General features: G+C 75.6%; 21 protein-coding genes. 11 read left to right on the top strand and 10 right to left on the bottom strand.

Translation table 11 applies throughout. The annotated features are described in order from the left end of the window. The first annotated feature begins 52 nt into the window (after positions 1 to 52). The 7 genes from ACFYUY_RS37300 to ACFYUY_RS37270 all read left to right on the top strand — a co-directional run bounded on the left by ACFYUY_RS37300 (position 53) and on the right by ACFYUY_RS37270 (position 8,101). Positions 53 to 2,389 (top strand): SpoIIE family protein phosphatase, encoded by a 2,337-nt coding sequence (locus ACFYUY_RS37300; RefSeq protein ID WP_387907547.1) that lies wholly within the window; start codon positions 53 to 55, stop codon positions 2,387 to 2,389. 232 nt (positions 2,390 to 2,621) lie between these two features. Then, complete coding sequence (locus tag ACFYUY_RS37295) at positions 2,622 to 3,890, top strand: sensor histidine kinase (protein WP_360218611.1); 1,269 nt, start codon at positions 2,622 to 2,624, stop codon at positions 3,888 to 3,890. Continuing rightward, a complete protein-coding gene (locus tag ACFYUY_RS37290) occupies positions 3,874 to 4,287 on the top strand; it encodes a roadblock/LC7 domain-containing protein (RefSeq protein WP_360218537.1) in 414 nt (137 codons plus the stop codon). The genes ACFYUY_RS37295 and ACFYUY_RS37290 overlap by 17 nt, the downstream gene beginning before the upstream one ends. Then, a complete protein-coding gene (locus tag ACFYUY_RS37285; protein WP_360218534.1) occupies positions 4,284 to 4,631 on the top strand; it encodes a DUF742 domain-containing protein in 348 nt (115 codons plus the stop codon). The genes ACFYUY_RS37290 and ACFYUY_RS37285 overlap by 4 nt, the downstream gene beginning before the upstream one ends. Further along, on the top strand, positions 4,609 to 5,271 hold the full coding sequence (locus ACFYUY_RS37280; protein ID WP_387907543.1) for an ATP/GTP-binding protein: 663 nt from the start codon (positions 4,609 to 4,611) through the stop codon (positions 5,269 to 5,271). Before ACFYUY_RS37285 ends, ACFYUY_RS37280 begins: the two co-directional genes overlap by 23 nt. Before the next feature lie 1,300 nt (positions 5,272 to 6,571). Further along, positions 6,572 to 7,801, top strand: a complete 1,230-nt coding sequence (locus ACFYUY_RS37275; RefSeq protein WP_387907540.1) for a cytochrome P450 — start codon at positions 6,572 to 6,574, stop codon at positions 7,799 to 7,801. 42 nt (positions 7,802 to 7,843) lie between these two features. Next, complete coding sequence (locus ACFYUY_RS37270) at positions 7,844 to 8,101, top strand: hypothetical protein (RefSeq protein WP_360218528.1); 258 nt, start codon at positions 7,844 to 7,846, stop codon at positions 8,099 to 8,101. 102 nt (positions 8,102 to 8,203) lie between these two features. Here ACFYUY_RS37270 and ACFYUY_RS37265 read toward each other — a convergent pair whose 3' ends face one another. Both ACFYUY_RS37265 and ACFYUY_RS37260 read right to left on the bottom strand, forming a co-directional pair. Beyond that, on the bottom strand, positions 8,204 to 9,049 hold the full coding sequence (locus ACFYUY_RS37265; protein WP_387907537.1) for an isocitrate lyase/phosphoenolpyruvate mutase family protein: 846 nt from the start codon (positions 9,047 to 9,049) through the stop codon (positions 8,204 to 8,206). Beyond that, positions 9,046 to 9,528: a carboxymuconolactone decarboxylase family protein gene (locus ACFYUY_RS37260; RefSeq protein ID WP_360218525.1), complete on the bottom strand. Its 483-nt coding sequence runs from the start codon at positions 9,526 to 9,528 to the stop codon at positions 9,046 to 9,048. The genes ACFYUY_RS37265 and ACFYUY_RS37260 overlap by 4 nt, the downstream gene beginning before the upstream one ends. 194 nt (positions 9,529 to 9,722) lie before the next feature. Between ACFYUY_RS37260 and ACFYUY_RS37255 the strand changes: the two genes are divergently transcribed. Beyond that, the gene (locus ACFYUY_RS37255) at positions 9,723 to 10,526 is read left to right on the top strand and encodes an NRDE family protein (RefSeq protein WP_387907534.1); all 804 of its coding nucleotides are present in this window, start codon (positions 9,723 to 9,725) and stop codon (positions 10,524 to 10,526) included. 214 nt (positions 10,527 to 10,740) lie between these two features. After that, positions 10,741 to 11,661, top strand: a complete 921-nt coding sequence (locus tag ACFYUY_RS37250; protein ID WP_387907531.1) for an undecaprenyl-diphosphate phosphatase — start codon at positions 10,741 to 10,743, stop codon at positions 11,659 to 11,661. Positions 11,662 to 11,682: 21 nt separating this feature from the next. Here the strand turns inward: ACFYUY_RS37250 and ACFYUY_RS37245 are convergent, their stop codons facing one another. From ACFYUY_RS37245 to sigJ, 3 genes are all read right to left on the bottom strand, one after another. Next, complete coding sequence (locus ACFYUY_RS37245) at positions 11,683 to 12,369, bottom strand: alpha/beta fold hydrolase (protein WP_387907529.1); 687 nt, start codon at positions 12,367 to 12,369, stop codon at positions 11,683 to 11,685. Positions 12,370 to 12,438: 69 nt separating this feature from the next. After that, on the bottom strand, positions 12,439 to 13,227 hold the full coding sequence (locus tag ACFYUY_RS37240) for an alpha/beta fold hydrolase (protein WP_387907527.1): 789 nt from the start codon (positions 13,225 to 13,227) through the stop codon (positions 12,439 to 12,441). Positions 13,228 to 13,338: 111 nt separating this feature from the next. After that, positions 13,339 to 14,223 carry an RNA polymerase sigma factor SigJ gene (gene sigJ / locus ACFYUY_RS37235; protein ID WP_360218510.1) on the bottom strand — a complete coding sequence of 295 codons (885 nt, stop codon included), beginning with the start codon at positions 14,221 to 14,223 and terminating at the stop codon, positions 13,339 to 13,341. A 68-nt stretch (positions 14,224 to 14,291) separates the two neighbouring features. Between sigJ and ACFYUY_RS37230 the strand changes: the two genes are divergently transcribed. Further along, a complete protein-coding gene (locus tag ACFYUY_RS37230; RefSeq protein WP_360218507.1) occupies positions 14,292 to 14,756 on the top strand; it encodes a carboxymuconolactone decarboxylase family protein in 465 nt (154 codons plus the stop codon). Positions 14,757 to 14,824: 68 nt separating this feature from the next. Then, on the top strand, positions 14,825 to 16,258 hold the full coding sequence (locus tag ACFYUY_RS37225; protein WP_387907524.1) for a PLP-dependent aminotransferase family protein: 1,434 nt from the start codon (positions 14,825 to 14,827) through the stop codon (positions 16,256 to 16,258). Positions 16,259 to 16,407: 149 nt separating this feature from the next. Here ACFYUY_RS37225 and ACFYUY_RS37220 read toward each other — a convergent pair whose 3' ends face one another. The 5 genes from ACFYUY_RS37220 to ACFYUY_RS37200 all read right to left on the bottom strand — a co-directional run bounded on the left by ACFYUY_RS37220 (position 16,408) and on the right by ACFYUY_RS37200 (position 22,427). After that, a complete protein-coding gene (locus ACFYUY_RS37220; RefSeq protein ID WP_360218501.1) occupies positions 16,408 to 16,599 on the bottom strand; it encodes a DUF6126 family protein in 192 nt (63 codons plus the stop codon). A 29-nt stretch (positions 16,600 to 16,628) separates the two neighbouring features. Continuing rightward, a complete protein-coding gene (locus ACFYUY_RS37215; protein WP_360222543.1) occupies positions 16,629 to 17,264 on the bottom strand; it encodes an XRE family transcriptional regulator in 636 nt (211 codons plus the stop codon). Between the two features lie 98 nt (positions 17,265 to 17,362). Beyond that, complete coding sequence (locus ACFYUY_RS37210; protein ID WP_360222540.1) at positions 17,363 to 19,096, bottom strand: pyruvate dehydrogenase; 1,734 nt, start codon at positions 19,094 to 19,096, stop codon at positions 17,363 to 17,365. A 173-nt stretch (positions 19,097 to 19,269) separates the two neighbouring features. Further along, positions 19,270 to 21,678 carry a glycosyl hydrolase family 65 protein gene (locus tag ACFYUY_RS37205; protein ID WP_360222537.1) on the bottom strand — a complete coding sequence of 803 codons (2,409 nt, stop codon included), beginning with the start codon at positions 21,676 to 21,678 and terminating at the stop codon, positions 19,270 to 19,272. Further along, a complete protein-coding gene (locus ACFYUY_RS37200; protein WP_387907519.1) occupies positions 21,675 to 22,427 on the bottom strand; it encodes an HAD family hydrolase in 753 nt (250 codons plus the stop codon). The genes ACFYUY_RS37205 and ACFYUY_RS37200 overlap by 4 nt, the downstream gene beginning before the upstream one ends. Positions 22,428 to 22,637: the final 210 nt, after the last annotated feature.

The raw sequence follows: 22,637 nt of genomic DNA, 5'->3' as shown, positions 1-22,637 counted from the left end.
GCACCCAAAGGGCACCCACCACCCTCCTCGGAACGGAAAGGCCGGGTATCCGATGGACCTGACCTCGCCGTGGCTCCCCCCGTCCGAGGACGACAGCCGGACGCAGCCCAGCAGTCCGGGCGGCCGCAGCGCCATGCGCTGCGTGCGCTTACTGCTCTCCTGCACCACCGCCGCCGAGCTGCTCGGCACCGTCCTCGCCGAGGGCCCCGGCTGGATCACCGGCGAGGGTTCCGCGCTCTACCTGCTGGACCCGGCCGGAATGCTCCGGCTGACGGCCTCGCACGGCCTGCCGGACTGGGCCCACGAGCGGTACAGCACCGTCGACCCGGCCGGCGACCTCCCCGCCGCGATGGCGCTGCGGCTGCGCCGCCCCTACCTGCTCACCCCCGAGCACACCAGCGTCGACTACCCGAACCGGAACGCCGGCATGGGTACCGGGATGGTCGCCGTGATCACCCTGCCGATGATCGTCGACGAGCGGCCGGTCGGCGTGCTCGCCCTGGCGCTGGCCCACCGGGGCACCGTCCCCCGCCGCGACCTGGACGTCCTGGAGACCATCGGCGACGCCTGCGCCCACCGGCTGTCCCACCTGCTCGACCACGCGGACGCCCGGCGCCCGCAGGGCCCCGCGCCGGCCCCCGAGGACTCCGGCCGGCCCGCCGGCCTGGCCCACCCGATGCTGTCGCTGGCCGTCCGGGCCGCCGGGCACGGCGCCTTCGAACGCGACCTCGTCACCGGGGAGAGCTACTGGGACGCCGAGGCGTTCCGGATCACCGGCCAGCCGGCCGCCCCGGACGGCGCCGCCCCGGAACTGGACCGGATCGTCCACCCCGAGGACCTGCCGGACGTCCAGGCGGCGGTCGCCGAGGCGCTCGCCACCGGCGGGCGGTACCGGATCGCGTACCGGGTGCTGCGCGGGGGCGGCCGGGCGGCCAGCATCGAGGAGACCGGCGAGGTGATGCTGGACGTCCACGGCCGCCCCGTCCGGATCGCCGGGCTGTTCGCCGACCGCGAGCACGGCCGCAGGCCCGGGCGGGAGCGCCCGGAGGAGCCCGCGGGTGCTCCCGCCGGCCCCGGCTCGCCCACCGCCCGCGCCGGCGCCGCGCCCGCCGGCGCCGCGCCCGCCGGCGCCGCGCCCGACACGGCCCGGCGCGACGCCCCGGCCACCGCCCGGACCGCCCTGCTGCTGGCACTCACCCGCGCCCTGTCCCGGGCGGTGACCGTCCGGGACGTCACCACCACCGTCACCGACGTCGCCCGACCGGCCTTCGGCGCCGCCAGCATCGTGCTGGACCTGGTGGACGAGGGCCGGCTGCTGCCCGTCTCGCACACCGTGTACGGGGGCCCGCGCCGCACCGAACTGACCCGGCTCGCGGACCTCTCCGAGGGCGTGATGCAGCACGCCCTGACCCGCTCCGCCCCGCTGTTCAGCGAACCCGGCACGGCCCGCGGCCAGCGCGGCCCGCTGACCCCGGCCGCCTGGGCGGTGCTGCCGCTGATCGCCTCCGGGCGGCAGGTGGGCTCCTGCCTGATCACCTTCGCCACCGAGCGCGCCTTCAGCCGGGAGGACCGCACCCTGTACTCGGCCTTCGCCGGGATCCTGGCGCAGTCCCTGGAGCGGGCCCGGCTGTACGACACCCACCACCACCGGGCCACCGAGCTGCAGCGCGCGATGCTCCCGCGCACGCTGCCCCGGCTGCCCGGGATCGCCAGTGCCGCCCGCTACCTGCCGAGCACCGAGGGCATGCAGATCGGCGGCGACTGGTACGACCTGCTCCGGCTGCCGGACGGCCGGATCGGGCTGGTGATCGGCGACGTCCAGGGCCACAACGCCGAGGCGACGGCGGTGATGGGCCAGCTGCGCAGCGGTCTGCGCGCGTACGCGACGGACGGGCACGACCCGGCCGCCACGCTGGCCCGGACCAGCCGGCTGCTGGCCGAGCTGGACACCGACCTGTTCGCGACCTGCCTCTACCTGACCCTGGACCCGGCCGACGGGGCGCTGACCGCCGCCCGGGCCGGGCACCCGCCGCCGGTCCGGGTCGCGGACGCCCGGGCCGTCGAGCTGGACGTGCCGGGCGGGCCGCCGCTGGGCGTGGACCCGGGGCAGCCGTACCCGCTCACGGTCGGCCGGCTGGCGGTCGGCGAGACGCTGCTGGCGTACACCGACGGACTGGTCGAGGACCGCGAGGAGGACTACGACGAGTCGGTGCAGCGGATGCTCGGCGGGCTGGAGCTGTGGGCCCGCCGGACCGGCCCGGACCGGATCGGCGCGGCGCCCGCGCTCGAACGGCTGGCGGACCTGCTGACCCTGAACGTGACCGAGCGGCGGTCCCGGCCGGACGACGTGGCCCTGCTGCTCCTGCACCGGACGTCGCCCCTTCCGTAACACCGTGCACACGTTCCCCCCACATCACTGGATGCGACTCGGCCATTCGCGACCCGCTCCGGGCCCGGCCCCACGAGCACCCGGGCGGGGCGGATCGTCCCCGGGCGCCCCGATCGCGTCCGAACGACGCCGGTTTGACGCCGTATTGACTGGATATTGACGAGATCCGGTCACTTGGCGAGATCCGTTCACACCTTCGTAGGATCATCACCCTAGAATTCGCCGCGTGACGATGACTCAGTGGTGCGCAACGGCAACCGGCGTGCTCGCCGTCCTCGCCCTCGTGGCCGCCGCGCGGTACCGCGCCGTGTCCGTCACCCACCGCCGCCGCGCCGACCGGCTGCGGCGCGACCTCGCCCGGCTCCGGGAGGAGCTCGGCACCGAACTCTCCCGCCGCGGAGCCGACCTGGCCGCCGTCCAGCAGGAGCAGGAGCACACCGCCTCCACCCAGCGGGCCTTCCTCAGCGTGGCCCGCCGCATCCTCGTCATGGCCCACGACCAGCAGGCCCTGCTCGACGAGATGGAACGCACCCACGACGACCCGGCACTGCTGGAGGGCCTGCTCAAGGCGGACCACGCCGCGGCCCAACAGGCCAGGCTCGCCCAGACCCTGGCCGTCCTGTGCGGGGCCCGGGCCGGCCGCCACTGGCCCGAACCGGTCTCCCTGGAGGACGTCGTGCGCGGCGCCCAGTCGCGGATCCTGCCGTTCCAGCGGGTGGTCGTCCGCAGCCGGATCGAGACCGCCGTCGTCGGCGCCGCCGCCGAGGCCCTGATCCACGCCGTCGCCGAGCTGCTGGACAACGCCACCCGCTACTCCCCGCCCAGCACCCAGGTGTTCGTCACCCTGATGCCGGTGCACAACGGCGCCGTCATCGAGATCGACGACGGCGGCGTCGGCATGCCGGAGCAGGCCGTCGCCAAGGCCGCCGACGCCCTGGCCGGGGGCAGCACCCTGGAGGTCTCCCGGCTGGGCGAGGTGCCGCAGCTGGGCCTGGCCGCCGTCGGCCGCCTCGCCGAGCAGTACGGCTTCCGGGTCACCCTCAGCTCGGCGCCGTCCCCGTACGGCGGCGTCCGGGTCGTCGTGCTGCTGCCGAACGCCCTGCTCACCGAACCGCTGCCGCCCACCGTCCCCGGCCTCGGACCGGACGACCGGGCGTTCACCGCCGACCCCCGCCCGGCCGGCCACCCCGCCGACCACCCCCTGGTGGAGGCGCCGCCGGCCGGCCGACCCCCCGCAGCCGCGGACACCCCGCCGCCGCTGCCCCGCCGGAGCCACCGGCGCGACCGCGCCGCCCGCCCCGCCCAGCACGCCTCTCCCCCGCCCCCGCCCGCCCCGCCGCACCGCTCGGCCCGGGACGCGCAGGCGTTCATGGCGATGTTCCAGGCCGGCACCGCCAGCGGCCGATCGGCCGCCCGCGCCCAGGCCCAGCCCGACCCTTCCCTGCCCGCCTCCCCCCGACTTCCCCAGCGCTCCGGAGAGTTCCATGACCACCACCCCTGACCTCGGCTGGCTGCTCGCCGACATCGTCAACGTCCCGCAGGTCCAGCACGCCGTCGTCGTCTCCAACGACGGCCTGGAGATCGGGCGCAGCACGAACATCGCGCGGGAGGACGCCGAACGGCTCGCCGCCGCCTGCTCCGGGCTGCAGTCGCTGGCCCGCGGCGTCGCCGTCGGGTTCGGCGGGCCGGCCAGCGCCACCCGGCAGATCATCATCGAGTACGGCGGCGGCTACCTGTTCATCGTCGCCGCCGGTGCCGGGGCGCACCTGGCCGTGGTGACCGGCGAGGCCGTGGACGCCGGCCTGGTCGCGTACCAGATGCAGGTCCTGGTCGAGCGGATCGGCAGCCACCTCACCAGCCCGCCGCGCGTCGACCACGCGGCGGGGGGGCACCGGTGAGCGGGCCGGTCCGGCCCTACGTCATCACCGGCGGCCGCAGCCGGCCCACCCGGGCCGAGCTGGCCGTCGAGAGCCTGGTCAGCGCGTTAGCCGACCCGCCGGAGCTCCCCGAGCACGCACTGCTCAACCGGGAGCACCGGCGCATCCTGGCGCTCTGCCACAGCCTGCTGTCCATCGCCGAGGTGGCGGCCCACCTGGGGCTGCCGCTCGGCGTCGTCAAGGTCCTGGTCGGCGACCTCTGGGACCTCGGCGCCGTGCAGGTGCTCCCGCCCGTCCCGCAGGCCGAACGCCTGCCCGCAACCCTCCTGGAAGAGGTGCTCGTTGGCCTCCGCCAACTCCGCTGAAGCCGGGGCCGCCCCCGGGACGACCGGGGCCCACGGCTCCACCGACGGCCGGTCCGGCGGGCCGCGGTACCTGCCGCCCTCCGTCCAGGGCGCGGTCAAGATCCTGGTCACCGGCCCGTTCGGGGTCGGCAAGACCACGCTGGTCGGCTCGCTCAGCGAGATCACCCCGCTGCGCACCGAGGAGACCATGACCGCCGCCAGCAGCGGCGTGGACGACCTCACCGGGCGCGCCGGCAAGACCACCACCACGGTCGCGCTGGACTTCGGCCGGATCACGCTCAACCCGCGGCTCGCGCTGTACCTGTTCGGCACCCCCGGACAGCAGCGGTTCTGGCCGCTCTGGGACGACCTGTCGCGCGGCGCGCTCGGCGCCGTCGCGATGGTCGACCTGCGCCGCCCCGACGAGAGCTTCGACGTGCTCGGCCGCCTCGAGGAGCAGCGCATCCCCTTCGCCGTCGCGGTCAACACCTTCCCGGACACCCCGAGTTACCCCGAGGACGAGCTGCGCTCGGCGCTCGACCTGCTGCCGGACGTCCCGATCCTGTACTGCGACGCCCGCGACCGGCGGCAGTCCTACGACCTGCTGATCGACTTCGTCGACCACCTGCACCGCAGCTCGATCCTGGAGCTGCAGGGATGACCGCCCCCGATCCCGGCACCGCCTCCCCCGGCTGCCCGGTCGCGCACGGCGGCGGCCTGCCCGCCGGCGTCCCGCTGACCCCGCTGTACGGCCCCGCCGTCGCCGAGGACCCGCACGGCCTCTACGACCGGCTGCGCCGGCGCCACGGCCCCGTCGCCCCCATCGAGCTGGAGCCCGGGGTCGAGGCCTGGCTCGTCCTCGGCTACCCCGAGCTGCTCGAACTCACCCGCAACGAGGCGCTGTTCTCCAAGGACTCGCGCCGCTGGCGGGTGCCCGCCGAGGGCCGGCTGGCCGCCGACTCCCGGCTGCTGCCGATGACCTCCTGGCGCCCCACCCTGCTCAACCTGGACGGCGCCGAGCACCAGCGGCTGCGCGCCGCGGTCTCGGACACCCTCGCCCAGATCGACCACCGGAAGCTGCGCGAGACCACCGAGGCCTGCGCCAACGACCTCATCGACAGCTGGGGCCCGGACGGCACCGCCGACCTGATCTCCCAGTACGCCCGCCCGCTGCCGCTGCTGGTCTTCACCCAGCTGGTCGGCCTGCCGCGCGAGGCCGGGCCCCGACTGGTCGAGCTGATCAGCCACTTCGTGGACAGCGGCCCCGAGTCGGTGCGCGCCAGCGCCGAGTTCCAGGCGATCCTGGTCGACCTGGTCCGCCGCCGCCGCAGCGCCCCCAGCGCCGACCTGACCTCCTGGCTGCTCGCCCACCCGGCCGCGCTGACCGACGAGGAGGCCGTGCACCACCTGGTGGTGATGATGGTCGCGGGCAACGAGACCTCCATCAACTGGACCGGCAACACGCTGCGGCTGCTGCTCACCGACCGCCGCTTCCGGGCCACCCTCACCGGCGGGCGGCTCACCGTCTCCGACGCGCTGGAGGAGGTGCTCTGGCGCGACCCGCCGACGCAGAACTTCCCCGGCCGCTGGGCCACCGGGGACACCGTCCTCGGCGGCCAGTACATCAGCGCCGGCGACATGCTGGTGCTCGGCCTGGCCGCGGCCAACGCCGACCCGGCCGCCCAGGGCCTCGCCTCCGCCGCGCAGGGCTCGCTCGGCGGCAACCGGGCGCACCTCGCCTGGGGCGCCGGCCGGCACGTCTGCCCGGCCCAGCACCCCGCCCGGATCATCGTCGAGACCACCGTCGAGACGCTGCTGCACCGCCTGCCGGACCTCCAGCTCGCCGTCCCGCCCGCCGACCTGGCCTGGCGGCCGTCCCCGTGGTCCCGGGCCCTGCTCGGCCTGCCGGTGCTCTACAGCGCCTTCACCCCGCCCCGCCCGCCAGCCCCCGAGAGGCCCGCATGGACACCACCGTCGACGCCACCGCACCCGGCCGCGGAGCCGAGCCCGTCCGGCTCGACCCCTTCGGACGCGACCAGCACGCCGAGAACGCCCGGCTCCGGGCGGCCGGCCCCGCGGTCCTGGTGGAGCTCCCTGGCGGGGTGGTGGTCTGGGCGATAACCCACCACGACACCCTGCAGGCGCTGCTCGCCGACCCCCGGGTGGGCAAGAACGCCCAGCTCTGGACGACCTTCCGGGAGGGACGGCTGCCGCCGGGCTGGCCGCTGCTCAACTTCGTCACCGTGCCCGGCATGGTCACCGCCGACGGCGAGGACCACCGCCGGCTGCGCGGCCTGGTCAGCCAGGCCTTCACCCCGCGCCGGATCGCCGACCTGGCACCCGCGATCGAGGCCCGCACCGTCGCCCTGCTCGACGCCGTCGCCGAACTGGACGGCCCGTTCGACCTGCGCGAGCACTTCGCCTACCCGCTGCCGATGCAGGTGATCGGCGAACTGCTCGGCCTGGCGCTGGAGCAGCAGGACGCGCTGCACGAGCTGTCCGACACCCTGGTCTCCAGCTCGGCCACCCCGGAGGCCGCGGTCGCCGCGCAGCAGGGCCTGTTCGCGCTGCTGGGCGCGGTGGTGGCGGCCAAGCGGGCCGAGCCCGGCGACGACCTGACCACCGACCTGATAGCCGCCCGCGAGAGCGGGGACCGGCTCAGCGAGGCCGAACTGGTCGGCACCCTGCTGCTGATGCTGGTCGCCGGGCACGAGACCACGCTCAACCTGATCACCAACGCCGTCCGGGCCCTGCTCGCCCACCCCGACCAGCTGCGCCTGGTGCTCGACGGCGAGCAGCCCTGGTCGGCGGTGGTCGAGGAGACGCTGCGCTACGACTCGCCGGTCGGCCAGTTCCCGCTGCGCTACGCGACCGAGGACATCGAGGTCGGGGACGTGGTGATCCGGCGCGGCGAGGCGCTGCTCGCCTCCTACGCGGCGGCCGGCCGGGACGCCGGGCACCACCCGGACGCCGACCGCTTCGACCTCACCCGGCAGCCCAACCGCCACCTCTCGCTCGGCCACGGCCCGCACTTCTGCCTCGGGTCCGGGTTGGCCCGGCTGGAGGCGGAGACCGCGCTGCGGCACCTGTTCGGGCGGTTCCCCGGGCTGGCCCTGGCCGAGGGCGCCGAGCCGGAGCCGATCACCTCGTTCGTCAGCAACAGCGTGCGGACCCTGAGGGTGACGGTCTGAGCCGTCCGGTTACCTGAGGCGGCCCGGGTCGTTCGGCAGTGCATGAAGAAACTCGCCACCCTGGCCGCCCTCACCATGGCGGGCCTCGCGCTCGCCGCACCGGCGGCGTCCGCCACCACCCAGACCGCGAGCTCCCCGGACGCCACCGGGGGCCTCACCGACGGCCTCAACCTCTCCCCGGCCGACCTCGCCATCCACGCCGCCGGCAAGCTGCCGGTGGTCGGGCACACCGCCCAGGAGGTGGAGGCCGTCGGCACCAACCAGATGAGCCACCCGGGCCTCAGCGGGCAGATCGGCTGACGCCGCCGGGCCAGCCGGGCGCCCCCGTCCGCCCGGCCGGCCCGCCGCCCGCGGGGTGCCGCCGTGGCCGGTCCGGCGGGATCCCGCCGGACCGGCCCCGTACTACGGGCGGTCCCTGGAGAGCTCGTTGAGTTCCGGGTAGGTCAGGCCCCCGTCGAGCGCGGCGTAGGTGCCCGTCCCGTACACCTCCTCGGCGGCCCGGCGGACCGCCGCGTACGCCGCCTTGAACAGACCGGGGCCGAGGCTGATCCGGGCCACGCCGAGCTCCGCCAGTTCGGCGACCGACGGCGAGCCCGGTCCGGCCAGCACGTTCAGCGGGGCGGGCACCGCCGCGACCAGGGCCGCGATGGTGGCCCGGTCGGCCACGCCGGGCACGAAGACGCCGTCCGCGCCCGCCGCGACGTACGCCCGCAGCCGGCGCACCGCCTCGTCCAGCCGGCCCTCCGGTGCGCCCAGGCCGCGCAGGAAGACGTCGGTGCGCGCGTTGACGAAGGCCGGGACGCCCGCCGCGTCGGCGGCCGCCCGGGCGGCGGCGATCCGCTCGGCGGCGTCCTCGGCGGTGCGCTCCTCGTCCTCCAGGTTCACCCCGACCGCGCCGGTCGCCAGCAGGGCGGTGACGCTCCGGCCGACCCCGGCGGCCGTCTCCGCGTAGCCGGACTCCAGGTCGGCGGTGACCGGCAGGCCGACCGCGCGGACCACCTGGGCGGTCCGCGCCAGCACCTCGTCCCGGTCGGCGCCGCCGCCGTCCGGGCTGCCCAGCGACCAGCAGACGCCCGCACTGGCCGTCGCCACCGCCCGGGCCCCGGCGGCGGCCACCAGCCGGGCGCTCGCCGCGTCCCAGGCGTTGGCCAGCACCAGCGGGTCGCCGGGGCGGTGCAGTTCCCGGAGCAGCCGGGCCTTCTCCTGCCGGTCCTTCGCGTCCACGGCGGTCACGTGCGCGGTCCTCACTTCGCGGCCGGGCTGAGGCGGGTGGCCACGCCGATCCGGTTCCAGGCGTTGATGGTGGCGATCAGCGCGATCAGCTGGGCCAGCTCGGTCTCGTCGAACTGCGCGGCGGCCTCGTCGTACACCTCGTCCGGCACGTGGCCCGGGACCAGCATGGTGACCGACTCAGTGAGGGCCAGCGCGGCGCGCTCCCGGGCGGTGAACCAGGGGGTCTCGCGCCAGGCCGGGAGGGAGAGCAGGCGGTGGTCGCGCTCGCCGTTCTTCACGGCGTCGGTGGAGTGCATGTCGATGCAGAAGGCGCAGCCGTTGAGCATCGAGGCGTGCACCTTGACCAGCTCGGCGAGCACCGGGTCCAGACCCTGCCGGGAGGTGCGGTCCACGGCGGCCATGGCCCGGTAGAACTCGGGGGCCAGGGTCGGCAGGGAGAGGCGCGGGGCGGGAGCCGGGACGTAGGCGTCGGACGGGGTGTCGGTGGTCGTCATGACAGCCAGCCTAGGGAGCCGGTGGCCCGTTTCCCTGGTGCATTCGGGCTGCGGATCCTTGGGCCACTTCGGCCCGCCCGCCGGCCCCGCCGAGTCTGCCACGGACGGCCCGCGGCGGAGCGGGGTTCCGGCGTTCCGGTACGCGAACAGGCGTGCGAGGATCGCCGGTAGGACGAGGTCAGGGGGCCAGGATCGTGTGCACGGCGTTCGTCAGCATCGAGCCCGGGGCGGCGGTGCCGGTGCTGCTCCTCTCCGTCCGGGACGAGTACCTCGGGCGGGCCTGGCTGCCGCCGGACCACCACTGGCCGGACCGGCCCGGCCTGCTCGGCGGTCTGGACCTCGCGGCCGGCGGGACCTGGCTGGCCGCCGACCCCGAACGGCGCTTCGCCGCCTGCCTGTTGAACGGCTTCGGCCCGGCCGCCCCGGCCGGCACCCGGCGCTCCCGCGGCGTGCTGGCCCTCACCGCCGTCCAGGAGGGCGGCATCGGCCACCTCGACCTCACCCCCCACGACCCCTTCCACCTCGTCGTCGCCCGGCCGGACGGCGCCCGGGTCACCAGCTGGGGCGGCGGCCGGCTGGAGGAGCACGAGCTGCCGCCCGGCCTCAGCGTGGTGCTCAACGACGGGCTGGAGGGCCTGTCAGCGAACCGGACCGCCTCCGAGCGGATCCGCGCGCTGATGGCCGCCCGCGCCGAGCACTTCCGGGCCCGCCTCGAGGCCGCGCCCCGACCGGAGCCGCACGGCGACGGCCCCGTCGAGCGGGCCTGGGGAGCGTGGCTGCCGATCGTCACCGGCGACGGGCTGCCGCTGGACGACGACGCCGCGCTGATCCAGCGGCGGGACTTCGGCGACGGCCGGATCTGGGGATCCTCCTCGATCTCCCTGCTCGCCCTCGGGCCCGACCGGCTGCGCTACGACTTCGCCCCCGCGCCGGTGCCCGCCGGGGGCGGCGCGTGGCGCCGGGTGGCGCCCGGCCCGGACCGGCACGGCGGGTCCTGAGCGCCCTCCCTGCGCGCCGGTCCCCGACGGCGCCCGTCCCGAGCAGCGCCCGAGCAGCACCCGACCCGAGCAACGCCCGAGCGCCCGCTCCGGCCCGCGGTGTCGCGCAGACGTCCGCTCGGTGAACTTCTGGCGGCGGCCCTGCCGGGCGTCTACATGCCCGTAGTAGCTTCGCGGGGCTCCCCCGGATCAGACCCCCGAGCGAAGGTGCGCGATGTCCACCCTGACCTACCCCGAAGCGATAGGCGTCGGCCTGCTGCAGGGAGTGACGGAACTCTTCCCGGTCTCCAGCCTGGGCCACAGCATCCTGCTGCCCGCCCTCATCGGCGGGAGGATCCAGCAGGACCTCGACATGACCGCCGAGGGCTCCTCCTACCTCGCCGTGCTGGTCGGACTGCACCTGGCCACCGCGCTCGCCCTGGTGGTGTTCTTCCGCAGGGACTGGGTCCGGGTGATCAGCGGGTTCCTCAGCTCGGTCCGCCGCCGCAAGGTCTCCGACCGGGACGAGAAGCTCGCCTGGCTGCTGATCGTCTCCACCATCCCGGTCGGGGTGGCCGGCCTCGCCCTGGAGAAGGCGCTGCGGCACGCGCTCGGCAAGCCCGTCCCGGCCGCGGTCTTCCTCGCCCTCAACGGGCTCGTCCTGCTCGGCGCCGAGCGGCTCAAGCGCGGCGGCACCGGCCGCCGGCGGGCCGGGCGCGCCGCCCCGCCCGTCGAGGAGCCCGGGCTGGACCCGGCGGTCGCCTCCGACCACCGGCTGGCCCGGCTCGGCTACGGCCAGGGCGCCTGGATCGGCGCCGCCCAGATCCTCGCGCTCTTCCCCGGCATCAGCCGCTCCGGCGTCACCATGAGCGCCGGCATCCTGCGCGGACTGCACCACGAGGACGCCGCCCGGTTCTCCTTCCTGCTCGCCACCCCCGTCATCCTGGCCGCGTCCGTGCTGAAGGTGCCCGAGCTGTTCAAGCCGGAGAACTCCGGCGTCCTCGGCCCGGTCGTCGCCGGCAGCGTCGCCGCCTTCGTCGCCGGTTACGTCTCGGTGCGCTTCCTCACCAAGTACTTCGAGACCCGCAGCCTGACGCCGTTCGCCGTCTACTGCTTCGTCGCCGGCGTCGGCAGCGCGGTCTACCTGTCCCTCTGAGCCGCTCGCCCCGGGCCGCGCTCACACCCGGGCCAGGACGCGGGCGAGTTCGACCGGCTGCGAGACCATCGGCCAGTGCCCGGTGTCCAGCTCCACCAGCCGCCAGCCGCCGCCCGCGACCAGCTCCACCACCACGGGCGGCGGCTCCGGCCAGTCCAGCAGGCACTTCACGTAGGTGGCGGGCAGCGCGGCCAACGGCCGCTCCAGCACGGCCGGTTCGGTCAGCGAGGAGCCCGGGTGCGGGGTCGCGCCGGCGACGATCCGGTCGATCTGCTCCGTCGTCAGCCCCTGCTCGGCGAACTCCGCCGCCGGCATCGGCGCCCAGAACCCGCCGTTCGCGGCGATCGCCGCCACCAGCGCGGCCGGCTCCGCGCCCTGGTCGGCGAAGGACTCGCCGTCCACCGGCACGTTGGCGTCCACGAAGACCACCCCGGTCAGCCGGTCGCCGATCCGCTCCGCGGCCTGCCCCACCGGGATGCCCGAGTAGCTGTGCCCGACCAGCACGACGTCCCGCAGGTCGAGCCGCTCCACCGCGGACACCACGTCCGCCACGTGCGTCTGCTGCCCGGCCGGCTCCCCGCGCCGCTCCGCCAGCCCGGACAGCGTCACCGGGTGCACCCCGTGCCCCGCCGCCCGCAGCTCCGCGCCGACCTCGTCCCACACCCACGCGCCGAGCCACGCCCCGGCCACGAGTACATAGTTCGCCATGCGCGGCACGGTAGCGGGTGGGTGCGACAGGGGCCGGCGGATCCCGCCGCCCGCCCGGGGCGGACCGGGTCAGAGGCTCGCGACCGCGGCCAGCACCACCTCGGCGACGGCGGCCGGCTGCTCGACCAGCACGGCGTGGCCGGCGTCCGGGACGGTCACCGTCGTCACCCGAGGGCAGGCCTCCAGGGCCGCGCGCTCGGCCGGCTGGAGGCCGATCTCGTCGTGGTCGCCGCGGACCACCCAGGCCGGCAGGCCGGTGCCGCAGAGCCGGTCGACGAGGGAGCCGTGCCGGTCCAGGTACTCGTAGTAGGCCCGGACGATCCGCCGGGCGGAGCCCGCCTCGGTCAGACCGAGGTCGGCCGTCAGAGCGTCGGCCCGGTCCGGCGGCAGGCTGCCGCGCATCGTCCGGGGCAGTGTCCTGACCAGGGCGGCCCAGGCCGCCGCACCGAGCCCGGGCACGTGCCCCACCTGGTCCATGACGGCCAGGAACCTCGCCTCGTCCCGCCGGGAGAAGGTCGGCGAGAGCAGCACCAGCGGCCCGGCGAACAGGCCGGCCGCGGCCGCCTCCAGGGCGACGTTGGCCCCCAGGCTGTGGCCCACCAGCACGTCGCAGCCGCGCTCGGCGGCGAAACCGGCCATCAGCCGGGCGTAGTTGTCCATCGACACGTCCGCGGGTGCGGCCGTCCCCCCGAAGCCGGGCTGGGTGACGGCCGTCAGCCGGATCCCGGCCGCGGCGAGCGACGGGTCGGCCAGCACGTCCTCATACCAGACCGCGGAGCACATCCCGCCGGGGATCAGCACCACCCGGTGCCGGGCGTCGGCCGGACCGGCCTCCCGGACGTCCCAGTTCCCGTTCATGCGGCAGCGTTCTCGTTCATGCGGCAGAGTCTGGGCCCGGGGTCCGGCCCCGGCGGGGACAGTGCTCCGATCGGAGTGTGTCGGTCGCGCCGGGGACGGACGGCCCGGCCGTCAGCCGGTGAGGCCGAGGGCGGCCAGCCGGGTCGGGTCGGTGAGGATGTCCAGCGCGGTGATCCGGCCGTCGTGGATGGTGAACGACATGACCGACAGCGCCCGGCCCCCGGCGAAGGAGACCACCCCGGGCGAGCCGTTGACCAGGACCGGACGGCCGTCGGCCGCGAAGCGGGCGAAGGTGATCGCCTGGGCGGCGACCTCGGCCGCACCGCGGCGCAGCACGCTCGGCACCAGCGTGCCGCCGTCGGAGCGGGCCACCACCTCCGGGTCGAGCACCGCGAGCAGCGCCTCGAAGTCCCCGCCGCGGGAGGCGGTCAGGAAGGCGTCCACCACCTCGCGCTTGCGCGCCGTGTCGGCGTCGGCGGCCGGAGTGGCGCCCTGGACGCGGCGGCGGGCGCGGCTGGCCAGCTGCCGGGTGGAGGCGCCGGTCCGGCCGAGGACCGGCGCGATCTCGTCGAAGGGCACGTCGAACATGTCGTGCAGGACGAAGGCCAGCCGCTCGGCCGGGGCGAGCGTCTCCAGCACGACCATCAGCGCTATGCCGACCGAGTCCGCCACCAGGATCTCGTTCACCGGGTCCAGCGTGGACAGCCCGCTGACCACCGGGTCCGGCAGCCGGACCTGTCCGTCCTGCTCGGGCAGCGGGTCCTCGCGGCGGGAGGTGCGCGAGCGCAACTGGTCCAGACAGACCCGGCCGACGACGGTGGTGAGCCAGGCGCCGAGGTTGCGCACCCCCGTCACGTCGGTGCGGCTCATCTTCAGCCAGGCCTCCTGCACGGCGTCCTCCGCCTCGGCCACCGACCCCAGCATCCGGTAGGCCACGGAGCGGAGTTGAGGCCGCTCCGCCTCGAACCGCTCGGCCAGAAGAATTTCCTCGCCCATCTGTCACATCCTCGCGTCGGGATCCGTCGGTCCTGTGACGGACGCTAACCGACCACGAGGAGCAGACGATGACCACCGCTCGGATGAAGAACCCCGCCATGGTACTGCCCGAGGCCATGACCGGCATCCAGACCATCTACAAGGCGATGTACCAGGGGGGCGTCTCCCCGAAGGTGCTGGAGCTGGTGCACCTGCGGGCCAGTCAGATCAACGGCTGCAGCGCCTGCGTGTTCGCCGGCGTCACCGGCGCCAAGCAGCACGGCGAGACCGACGAGCGGCTGCACGCGGTCGCCGCGTGGCGGGAGGCGCCGTTCTTCTCCGACGAGGAGCGCGCCGCCCTCGAACTCACCGAGTCGGCCACCCGGATCGCCGACCGCTCGGGCCGGGCCGTCCCGCAGGACGTCTGGGACGCCGCCGCCGACCACTTCGACGAGGAGCAGCTCTCCGCGATCATCCTGATGATCGCGCTGACCAACTTCTTCAACCGCATCAACACCACCATCGAGGAGCCGGCCGGCGCCACCTGGAGCTGACCCCGGGCCGCGGGGCCGCCGCGCGATAATCGGGACGGACCGCGACCGCCCCGGACAGAACGGCCCCCATGAGCAGCTCCTGGACCTCCTTCGGCGGCGACCTGCACCTGGACCTCACCGAGCGGCGGGCCGCCGGTGCCGGGTTGCGGGTCGCCCTGGAGGACGCCCTGCGCGAGGCCGTCCAGGACGGGCGCCTCGGACCGGGCACCCGGCTGCCGTCCTCGCGGGCCCTCGGCGAGGACCTCGGGATCGCCCGGAACACCGTCGTCGAGGCGTACGGACAGCTCACCGCGGAGGGCTGGCTCACGTCCCGGCAGGGGTCCGGCACCACCGTCGCCCGGCGCGCCGCACCGCGCCCCGGGCGGCGGAGCACCCGGCCGTCGGCGCGGGGCCGGAGCGTCCGGCACGACCTGTCGGCGGGCCGGCCCGACCTCTCGCTGTTCCCCCGCACCGCCTGGCTCGCCGCGGCCCGCCGGGCCCTGGCCACCGCACCGCACGACGCCTTCGGCTACGGCGGGCCGCTCGGCCGGATCGAGCTGCGGCAGGCACTCTGCGACTACCTGGCCCGGGTCCGCGGGGTCCGCACCGACCCCGACCACCTGCTGATCTGCACGGGCGTCACCCAGGGCCTGGGCCTGCTCGGCGCGGCCCTGCGGGAGCACGGCGCCCGCGGCATCGCGGTCGAGGGGTACGGCCTGCCCCCGCAGCACGCCGTCCTACGGGCCGCCGGGCTGAGCACCGTCGCACTGCCGCTGGACGGGGCGGGCGCCCGGGTCGAACGGCTCGACGGGCTCGACTCCCGGTGCGGCGCCGTGCTGCTCACCCCCGCGCACCAGTACCCGACCGGCTCGGCGCTGGCCGCCGACCGCCGGGCCGCCGCCGTCCGCTGGGCGCGCGAGCGGGACCGGTACGTCGTCGAGGACGACTACGACGGCGAGTTCCGCTACGACCGGCAGCCGGTCGGCGCGATGCAGGCGCTCGACCCGGAGCGGGTGGTGTACGCGGGCACGGCCGCCAAGAGCCTCGCGCCGGGCCTGCGGCTGGCCTGGCTCGCCCTGCCGGACGCGCTGGTCGAACCGGTGGCCCGGCTGAAGGCGCTGGCCGACACGATGTCCCCGGTGCTCGACCAGCTGACCCTCGCCGAGCTGATCACCTCCGGGACGTACGACCGGCACGTGCGGCGCTGCCGGCTGCACTACCGGCGGCGGCGGGACCAGCTGGTCGCCGCCCTGGCGGAGCACGCCCCGCGGGTGCGGGTCACCGGCATCGCCGCCGGACTGCACGCCGTCCTGGAGCTGCCGCCGGGTTCGCCGTCCGAGGCGGAGCTGCGGGCCCGGGCCGAGGCCGCCGGGCTGGCCCTGGGGACGCTGTCCTGGCACCTCGCCGACCGGGCCGTCGGCGAGGGCGCCGCGCCGGCCCTGGTGATCGGCTACGCGGCCCCGCCCGAGCACGCCTACCCGGCGGCGCTGGCCGCGCTCTGCGAGCTGCTGCGCGAGCGGTGAGCCCGGCCGAGCCGGGCCGGTGCCGCCGGACGGGCGGTGCGCCGGGCCGCCGGACGGGCGGTGCGCCGGGCCGCCGGACGGGCGGTGCGCCGGGCCGCCGGACGGGCGGTGCGGCGGGCCGCCGGAGGTCACCGACGGCCCGGGGCGGGTCACTTGTTGCGGCTGCCGAGCTCGAACAGCAGCATGATGAAGCCGGCGAAGACGTGGATGCCCGCGGTGTAGATCACCAGGCGGAGGTAGACCCGCTTGTTGGCCCACTTCCCGGCGTCCATCGTCTTCGGGCCGGCCGCGGTGTCCGCCGCGGCGGTCGGCTTGGCGGCGGTGCTGGTGGGATCGGCCATGGGGATCTCCTCCGGTTCCTGACGGTGGGTCAGTGGGTGGCTGCGGGGCCGCCGCCGAGGCAGAGTTCGCCGCCGGGGCTCTGCAGCAGGGTGTGGACGAAGAGCAGTTCGACGCCGGCCGGCGCGTCGGCGGCGATGCAGTGCGGGGTGAGCGAGTCGAAGTGGGCGGAGTCGCCGACGTCGAGCCGGTGGACGCGGTCGCCGAGGGTGAGCCTGAGCCGCCCCTGGAGGACGTACAGCCACTCCTCGCCGGGGTGGACCCGGACCACCGCGTCCTGCACGCCGGGCGGCACGTGCACCCGCAGCGCCTGCATGGCGCGGCCGGGGGCGCCGGCGCGGCGGTAGCCCCAGCCGCCGGCCCGGCCGGGGTCGATGGCGCCGCCGCGGACCACCGGGTCGGGTTCGGCCATGGTCTCGCCGAGGAGGCCCGAGACGGAGGTGCCGTAGGCGCGGGCGAGGCCGAGCAGGACGGGGAGGGACGGCTGGCGGCGGCCGGTCTCCAGCCGGGACAGATAGGCTGGGGAGAGCCCGACCCGCGCGGAGGCCACTTCGAGCGTCAGGCGGCTGCTGAGCCGGTGTTCCCGGAGGCGGGCGGCGAGGCCGGCCACCTCCTGGTCGTCGAGCTGGTCTCCCGGGGCGGGGGCCCCGGTCGGGCTGGTGGTCATGTGACCAGTGGACACCCGCCGTACCGCTCGGGCAAGAATTTTGCCTCAGGGGCAAATCGCCTGAGGGCTCCGGCGTCGGGCCGCGGGCCGGACCGGCCTCACGGCCGCGGGATGTTGCGCAGGTTGCTGCGGGCCAGGTCGATCATGCGACCGACCCCGCCGGAGAGCACCGTCCGCCCGGCGGCCAGCGCGAAACCCTTCAGCTGGGCCGCGGTGATGTGCGGCGGGATCGACAGCGCGTTGGGGTCGGTGACCACGTCGACGAGCGCGGGCCCGGGCCGTTCCAGCGCCTCGGCCAGCACCTCGCGGACCCGGCCCGGTTCGGTCACCCGTTTCGCCGGGACGCCCATCGCCCGGGCGATGCCCGCGTAGTCCACGTCCCCGTTGTCGATCTCCGACTCCGGGTAGCCGGAGACCAGCATCTCCAGCTTGATCATGCCGAGCGCTCCGTTGTTGAAGACGACGGTCTTCACCGGCAGCCGGTGCTTGGCGACCGTGAGCAGCTCGCCGAGCAGCATGCCGATCCCGCCGTCACCCGCCATCGCGATGACCTGCCGCCCGGGGCAGGCGAGTTGGGCGCCGATCGCGTGCGGCAGGGCGTTGGCCATCGAACCGTGCAGGAAGGAGCCGATCACCCGGCGGCGCCCGTTGGGCTGCAGGTAGCGGGCGGCCCAGACGTTGTTCATGCCCGTGTCCACGGTGAACACCGCGTCGGCGGCGGCCACGTCGTCGAGCACCGAGGCGACGTACTCCGGGTGGATCGGCAGGTGCTCCTCGATGTCCCGGGTGTACGCGCCGACCACGTCCTCCAGCGCCCGGCAGTGCCTGCGCAGCATCCCGTCGAGGAAGGACCGGTCGGGCGAGGCCTCCAGCAGCGGCAGGACGGCCCGCAGGGTGGCCGCGACGTCCCCGTGGACGGCCAGCTCCAGGGCGCTGCGGCGGCCCAGCCGGGTGGCGTCGTGGTCGACCTGGACGGTGTGCACCTGCGGCAGGAAGGAGTCGTACGGGAAGTCGGTGCCGAGCAGCAGGACCAGGTCGGCGGAGTGCAGGGCCTCGTGGCAGGCGCCGTAGCCGAGCAGCCCGCTCATCCCGACGTCGTAGGGGTTGTCGAACTGGATCCACTCCTTGCCCCGCAGCGAGTGCCCCACCGGTGCGTTCAGGGCCTGCGCGAGCTCCATCACCTCCGCGTGCGCCCCGCGGACCCCCGCACCGCAGAACAGCGCGACCTTGCGGGCCGCGTTGAGCAGCCGGGCCAGCTCCTGCACCTGCGACCACGGCGGCGCGGCCACGGCCTGCTCGGTGAGGAAGTGACTGCTGCCGGTGGGCCCGGCCGCGGGCAGCGCGGCGACGTCCCCGGGGAAGGCCAGCACCGAGACGCCGTGCGAGCCGAGCGCGTGCTGGACGGCGATCCGCAGCAGCCGGGGCAGCTGGGCGGGGGTGGAGACCATCTCGCACCAGTTGCTGCAGTCGGTGAACACCCGCTCGGGGTGGGTCTCCTGGAAGAACCCGGTGCCGATCTGGCCGGACGGGATGTGCGAGGCCAGCGCCAGCACCGGCAGTCCGCTGCGCTGGGCGTCGTAGAGGCCCTGGACGAGGTGGGTGTTGCCGGGCCCGCAGGAACCGGCGCAGACGGCCAGCCGGCCGCTCAGCTCCGCCTCCGCGGCGGCCGCGAACGCGCCGGCCTCCTCGTTGCGCACGTGCACCCAGCTGATGCCCTCGGCCCGCCGGATCGCGTCCACGACCGGGTTGAGGCTGTCCCCGACCACCCCGTAGACCCGCTCCACCCCGGCCTGCCGGAGCACCTCCACCATCTGTTCGGCCACGCTCGCCACGGGTGCTCTCCTTCCCGCCGTTACCGCCGCCCGCCGCCCGCCGCCCGCTCGGGTGCCGGCGGCCGCCGGCTGCCACAGGACACCTGCACCCTCCGGCGGCCGGGCCCGGCCCGCACCCGGGGCGGGCCGAACAGGTGAGGCCGCCGCGGGGGCGGGGCGGGGGGGCGATCCGGCTACTCCGCCGCCAGGTGGTCCGGCGACTGCCCGACCTTGCCGGCGGCCACGCCCGCCTGCGCCTGGCGCCGGGCCGGCTCCCGGCCGGGCGGCTGCGCGCACCGCTCCTGGGCCGGCGGCACGGTGGTCGGCAGGGTCACCGGCTCCCCCGCCTTCACCTGCACCAGCTCGCCGTCGTGGCGCAGGTGGAGCACCTCGCCGCGGCGCAGCGTGTACGTCGTCCCCTCGTGGGTGATCCGGACGCCGAGCAGCTGCCCGCGGACCAGCAGCGAGAAGCCGAGGCGCATCAGTCCGGCCGGCAGCCGGGGCCGGAAGGACAGCGCCTCCCCGTGGTCGCGCAGCCCGCCGAAGCCGGCCACCAGCGCGACGCAGGCCCCGGCGAGGGAGGCCATGTGCAGGCCGTCGCGGGTGTTGCCGCCCAGGTCGTGCAGGTCCATCAGGGCGGCTTCGGCGGTGTAGTCGTAGGCGAGGTCGAGCTGGCCGACCTCGGCGGCGATCACCGCCTGGGTGCACGCGGAGAGCGAGGAGTCACGGACGGTCAGGCGCTCGTAGTAGGCGAAGTTGCGGGCCTTCTGCTCGTCGGTGAAGGCGTCGCCCCTGACCTGCATGGCGAGCACCAGGTCGGCCTGCTTGACCACCTGCTTGCGGTACAGGTCGAAGTAGGGGAAGTGCAGCAGCAGCGGGTACTTCTCGGGCGGGGTGTGCTCGAAGTCCCAGACCTGGTGGTGGGTGAAGCCGTCGGCCTGGGGGTGGACGCCGAGGTCCTCGTCGTACGGGACGTACATCGCGGCGGCGGCGTCCCGCCAGGCGGCGGTCTCCTCGGTGTCGACGCCGAGGTCGGCGGCCTCGCGCGGGTGGCGGACGGCGGCCTCGGCGGCGGCGCGCAGGTTCGACTGCGCCATCAGGTTGGTGAACACGTTGTTGTCGGCGACGGCGCTGTACTCGTCGGGGCCGGTGACGCCCTCGATGCGGAACCTGCCGGCGACGTCGTGGTGGCCGAGCGAGCGCCACATCCGGGCGGTCTCGACGAGGAGTTCGAGCCCGTACTCGCGCTCGAACTCGGCGTCCGCGGTGGCCCGGACGTAGCGGGCGACGGCGGCCGCGATGTCGGCGCCGATGTGGAACGCGGCGGTGCCGGCCGGCCAGTACCCGGAGCACTCCTCGCCGCGGATCGTCCGCCAGGGGAACACCGCTCCGGCCAGGCCGAGTTGGGCGGCCCGTTCGCGGGCCAGCGGGAGGGTGGTGTGCCGCCAGCGCAGCGCCTGGTTGACAGCGCCGGGCAGGCAGTAGGTGAGCACCGGCAGGACGAAGGTCTCGGTGTCCCAGAAGCTGTGGCCGTCGTAGCCGGGGCCGGTCAGCCCCTTGGCCGGGATGGCCCGCTCCTCGCTGCGGGCGCCGGCCTGCAGGACGTGGAAGACGGCGAACCGGACGGCCTGCTGGAGTTCGACGTCGCCCTCGATCTCGACGTCGCTGTTCTCCCAGAACTCCCGCAGGTAGTCGGCCTGTTCGGCGACCAGGCCGTCCCAGCCGGTGTACCGGGCGGCGGTCAGCGCGGCCTCCACCTGGTCCCGGACGGCGGGCAGCGAGCGGGTGGCCGACCACCCGTAGGACATGAACTTGACCAGCCGCAGCCGCTGCCCGGGCGCGAGCACGGTGGTGACGCTGACCCGGCACTGGTCCGGCGTGGCCTCCGCGACGGTGTCGAGCCGCTCGGGCCCCTCGATGAGGTGGTCCATCCCGGCGGCGACCCGGATGCCGCTGTAGCGGGTGCGGTGCACCAGGACGGCCTTGCCGTCCGCGGCGTGGTGCGCCTCGGACTGCAGCGGCGCCTCCAGGACGGCCGCGGCCCGCGGGTCCCCCTCGGGGCCGCCGGGCAGCTGCTCGTTGGCGACCAGCTCGGACTGCAGCACGATCCGCACCGGCTCGTCGACCGCCTCGACGCTGTACTCGACGGCGGCGACGGCCCGCTGGGTCAGCGAGACCAGCCGGGTGGAGCGCACCCGGATCGTCCGGCCGGCCGGGGAGGTCCACTCGGCCTCCCGGTTCAGCAGGCCCTCGCGGAAGTCCAGCCAGCGCCGGTGGCTGACCAGTTCGCCGTAGCGCAGGTCGAAGGGCTCGTCGTCGACCAGCAGCCGGATGATCTTGCCGTTGGTCACGTTGATGACGCTCTGGCTGGACTCCGGGTAGCCGTAGCCGCCCTCGCCGTACGGCAGCGGGCGCAGCTCGAAGACGCCGTTGAGGTAGGTGCCGGGCAGGCCGTGCGGCTCGCCCTCGTCGAGGTTGGCGCGCAGGCCGATGTGGCCGTTGGAGAGCGCGAACAGGGACTCGGCGCGGGCCATCGAGGTCAGGTCCAGCCCCTGTTCGACGATCTGCCAGGGGTCGACGGCGAAGTTGTCCAGGCCGGTCATGCGTCCTCCTCCGCCGCGAGCAGCTCGGCGAGGTCGTCGACGACCACGCTCGCACCGTCCCGGCGCAGCTCGGCGGCCTGGCCGGTGCGGTTCACCCCGACCACCGCGCCGAAGCCGCCGGCCCGGCCGGAGGCCACCCCGGCCAGCGCGTCCTCGAACACGGCAGCGTGCGCGGGCTCGACGCCGAGCGTGCGGGCGGCGTAGAGGTAGGTGTCGGGCGCGGGTTTGCCGGGCAGGCCCTCGCGCTTGGCGACGACGCCGTCCACGATCAGGTCGAACAGCTCCTCGATGCCCGCCGCCCGCAGCACGTCGTGGCAGTTGGCGCTGGAGGACACCACCGCGCTGGGCAGGCCGAGCGCCTGCAGCCGGCGCACGTAGGCGACCGAGCCCTCGTAGGGCCGGACGCCCTGCTCGCGGATCATCCGCAGCACGGTGTCGTTCTTGGCGAGGCTGATCCCTTGCACGGTACGGGCGTTGGGCGGGTCGGCGTCGGTCCCCTCGGGCAGGTCGACGCCCCGGCTGCGCAGGAACGTCCGGGTGCCGTCGAGGCGCGGGCGGCCGTCCACGTAGGCGTCGTAGTCGGTGACGGCGTCGAAGGGGACGAACTGCCCGCCGGTGCGCGCCGCTTCGGCACGCAGGAAGGTGTCGAAGGTGTCCTTCCAGGCCGCCGCGTGCACCTCGGCGGTCCGGGTGAGGACCCCGTCGAGGTCGAAGAGGAATGCGCGGATGTCGTCCGGTAGCCCCAGCATGGGTGCAGTCTTACCCGCGAACACGGGGAAGCCGCCCATTTCCCGGCGGCGCGTCGCGGAAGGGCGGCTTCCGGCCCGCCCGGCCGCGCCCGGCCCGGGACCGGGCCGGGGCCGGGGTCAGGACCGGGGCGGGGGCCGGGGTCAGGACCGGGGCGGGGGCCGGGACGGGCACCGGGGTCGGGGGCCGGCATCGGGTGCGGGCATCGGGTG

Origin of the sequence: Kitasatospora sp. NPDC004745 (genome assembly GCF_042873275.1) — a bacterium.
Taxonomy (GTDB): domain Bacteria; phylum Actinomycetota; class Actinomycetes; order Streptomycetales; family Streptomycetaceae; genus Kitasatospora.
This window is presented reverse-complemented; position numbering and strand designations above follow the sequence as displayed.

Coding starts and splice junctions, on each gene's coding strand:
- ACFYUY_RS37300 (WP_387907547.1), top strand. CDS start 53: ATGGACCTGACCTCGCCGTGGCTCCCCCCGTCCGAGGACGACAGCCGG.
- ACFYUY_RS37295 (WP_360218611.1), top strand. CDS start 2,622: ATGACTCAGTGGTGCGCAACGGCAACCGGCGTGCTCGCCGTCCTCGCC.
- ACFYUY_RS37290 (WP_360218537.1), top strand. CDS start 3,874: ATGACCACCACCCCTGACCTCGGCTGGCTGCTCGCCGACATCGTCAAC.
- ACFYUY_RS37275 (WP_387907540.1), top strand. CDS start 6,572: ATGGACACCACCGTCGACGCCACCGCACCCGGCCGCGGAGCCGAGCCC.
- ACFYUY_RS37270 (WP_360218528.1), top strand. CDS start 7,844: ATGAAGAAACTCGCCACCCTGGCCGCCCTCACCATGGCGGGCCTCGCG.
- ACFYUY_RS37260 (WP_360218525.1), bottom strand. CDS start 9,528: ATGACGACCACCGACACCCCGTCCGACGCCTACGTCCCGGCTCCCGCC.
- ACFYUY_RS37250 (WP_387907531.1), top strand. CDS start 10,741: ATGTCCACCCTGACCTACCCCGAAGCGATAGGCGTCGGCCTGCTGCAG.
- ACFYUY_RS37245 (WP_387907529.1), bottom strand. CDS start 12,369: ATGGCGAACTATGTACTCGTGGCCGGGGCGTGGCTCGGCGCGTGGGTG.
- ACFYUY_RS37240 (WP_387907527.1), bottom strand. CDS start 13,227: ATGAACGGGAACTGGGACGTCCGGGAGGCCGGTCCGGCCGACGCCCGG.
- sigJ (WP_360218510.1), bottom strand. CDS start 14,223: ATGGGCGAGGAAATTCTTCTGGCCGAGCGGTTCGAGGCGGAGCGGCCT.
- ACFYUY_RS37230 (WP_360218507.1), top strand. CDS start 14,292: ATGACCACCGCTCGGATGAAGAACCCCGCCATGGTACTGCCCGAGGCC.
- ACFYUY_RS37225 (WP_387907524.1), top strand. CDS start 14,825: ATGAGCAGCTCCTGGACCTCCTTCGGCGGCGACCTGCACCTGGACCTC.
- ACFYUY_RS37220 (WP_360218501.1), bottom strand. CDS start 16,599: ATGGCCGATCCCACCAGCACCGCCGCCAAGCCGACCGCCGCGGCGGAC.
- ACFYUY_RS37215 (WP_360222543.1), bottom strand. CDS start 17,264: ATGACCACCAGCCCGACCGGGGCCCCCGCCCCGGGAGACCAGCTCGAC.
- ACFYUY_RS37205 (WP_360222537.1), bottom strand. CDS start 21,678: ATGACCGGCCTGGACAACTTCGCCGTCGACCCCTGGCAGATCGTCGAA.
- ACFYUY_RS37200 (WP_387907519.1), bottom strand. CDS start 22,427: ATGCTGGGGCTACCGGACGACATCCGCGCATTCCTCTTCGACCTCGAC.